This is a genomic window from Mesorhizobium sp. B2-3-5 (assembly GCF_006442395.1).
GTDB lineage: Bacteria > Pseudomonadota > Alphaproteobacteria > Rhizobiales > Rhizobiaceae > Mesorhizobium.
In genome coordinates, this window is the sequence record NZ_VFVX01000077.1 from 1 (window position 1) to 2132 (window position 2132).

The window sequence follows — 2132 nt, forward strand, 5'->3', positions numbered from 1 at the left end:
GCATGGTGTCACCCTCGTGCTCGACCGGCGGCACCCATGCGACGGAGAATGAAAGCTATCGCCGCATTGCGCTGAACGGTACCACCAACGAATGGAAGGTGACGGATCGCGACGGCACGGTCTCGACCTTCCGCTCGGTGGCGGCTGTCGCCGGCATCACAGTTTCCCCGACCAATCCGGATGGGCACGGCGGCACCGTTCCTAACCCAGCCTATGATCTTGCCATGAGCTACCGCTGGCTCTTGACTTCTGTGATCGACACCAATGGCAACACCGTCACTTACAGCTACACCTGCCCGGCGAGCCCGGTCTGCTATCCGGCGAGCGTCACCTATAACGGCACCAGCGTCACCTTCTACTACGAGACCCGTCCGGATATGATCCTGATGGGCAATGGCCGCGACATCTCCGAGACCAGCCAGCGCATCAAGACGATCGGCATCACAGTCAGCGGCGCGGTGCGCGGCGCCTACAAGCTGACCTATGACCAGGCGCCGTTCTCCAACACCTCGCGGCTGACCCAGGTCACCCGCTACGGCATCGACGCCACCATCGCCGCCGACGGCACCATCACCGGCGGCACCGCCAAGATCATCGCCCAGATGACCTATCAGAATACCGATGGGATTTATGGCACGGTGAGCGTTTCATTCCCTCCCGGCGGCGGCGAGTTTTCATCACGGTCAGTGGGAGATCTAGATTTCGACGGTCGCGATGAAATCTTTGGAGAGTCCTCAGCCACGAGCACCCGACACAGTGGCGGAAGCAGCGGTGATACAACCACCACGGAAACAACCACCGAGAGGATTTACAAATTCGCCTCCAATGGAGGGCTGGCAGGCACTGCGTCAGCGACAGTGGAATCGCACATTGTAGTCCTTCCTGACGATCACCAGTCCTTTGTGGACTCCGGTCGTTTCCTTGCAAGTAAGAACACCACGGATTTTGCCGTTCGGACTACGTATTCAGAGCCATTCGGCCACAACGGTGGCACCAGGACCGTCACCGATGGCTCGATAATTACTAGCGATCCGCAACTCGCGCTCACAAAGACGAGTTGCACACCCGCGGGCTACGAAGCCGTCTGCAGTGCCCTCGGCAGACCGATCGTTGCCGACGCGAACGGGACTGGAGTCGATACAGCGTACCCCAGCGGCTCTACCTACCAAGTGAAAGGCGTTGGCGATTTCTTCGGCAATGGCAAACAGCAGCCGCTCTTTTGGGGGCCTAACGGCACATCGACGAAGGGTGTGCTGTCGAATGGGAAGTGGCAGCCAGGTGCGACGTCGTTTCCTATCGCATGCTCCAATGGGACGTATTCGGGGTCGGTCGGCAGCTGCGTTTTGGCTGATGTCAACGGCGACGGTGCGACGGACGTGATTGTCTATAACGGCACCAATGGAAACACCCAGGTCTGGCTGTCGACCGGCACCGGCTTCAGGAGTTACACTGTCTCGTCGATACCGGGCACGACTGCCGTGCTTCGCGATTTCGATAACAGCGGCAGGGCGTCCGTCATCACCATCGGCGGCACGGTCACGTCGGGGCAGCCCCGAACTGGCCCTGTAAGGGTGTTTTCGCTGCGACCGTCATCAACGGCGATGACACCAGTTGAGTTCACGTTGCCGATGCCACTTACGGCCAGCACGGTTGTCGGCGATTTCAACGGTGATGGCCTGCCCGACTTTATGAACTCCGCCAGCTTTTCTTCCAGCAACATGTTCATCTCGAATGCGGGAACCGGCAATCCGAATCTTGTCAAGCAGATCACGACGGAACTCGGCGGCACGGTGGCGGTCGAGTACACGCCGTCCTCGACCTGGACGAACAACTACCTGCCGCAGGTGGTGCATGCGGTGACAAAACTGTCGGTGGGCGACGGCCGCGGCCAGACGGCGGTGAGCACCTATCAGTATGCCGGCGGCACCTACGATCCGGCGGCGCGCAAGTTCCTGGGCTTCGCCTCGATTGTCGAGACGAAGCCGCTGGCCAATGGCGAGACGGCGCCGTCGAAGGTCGAGACCACCTATCGCCAGGATCTGGCGAGCTATGGCTTGCCGTCGCTGACGGTGTGGAAGGATGGCGCCGGTGTCGTGCACAAGCAGGTGGCCGAGACCTATGCGGTCAATGTG

The 2132-nt window shown here is 60.5% G+C and carries 1 protein-coding gene; it reads left to right on the forward strand.

Annotated features, from left to right (window positions below; all coding sequences use genetic code 11):
• A partial coding sequence (locus tag FJ958_RS31370; protein ID WP_140749987.1) for a toxin TcdB middle/N-terminal domain-containing protein occupies positions 1–2132 on the forward strand: 2132 nt, incomplete at both ends.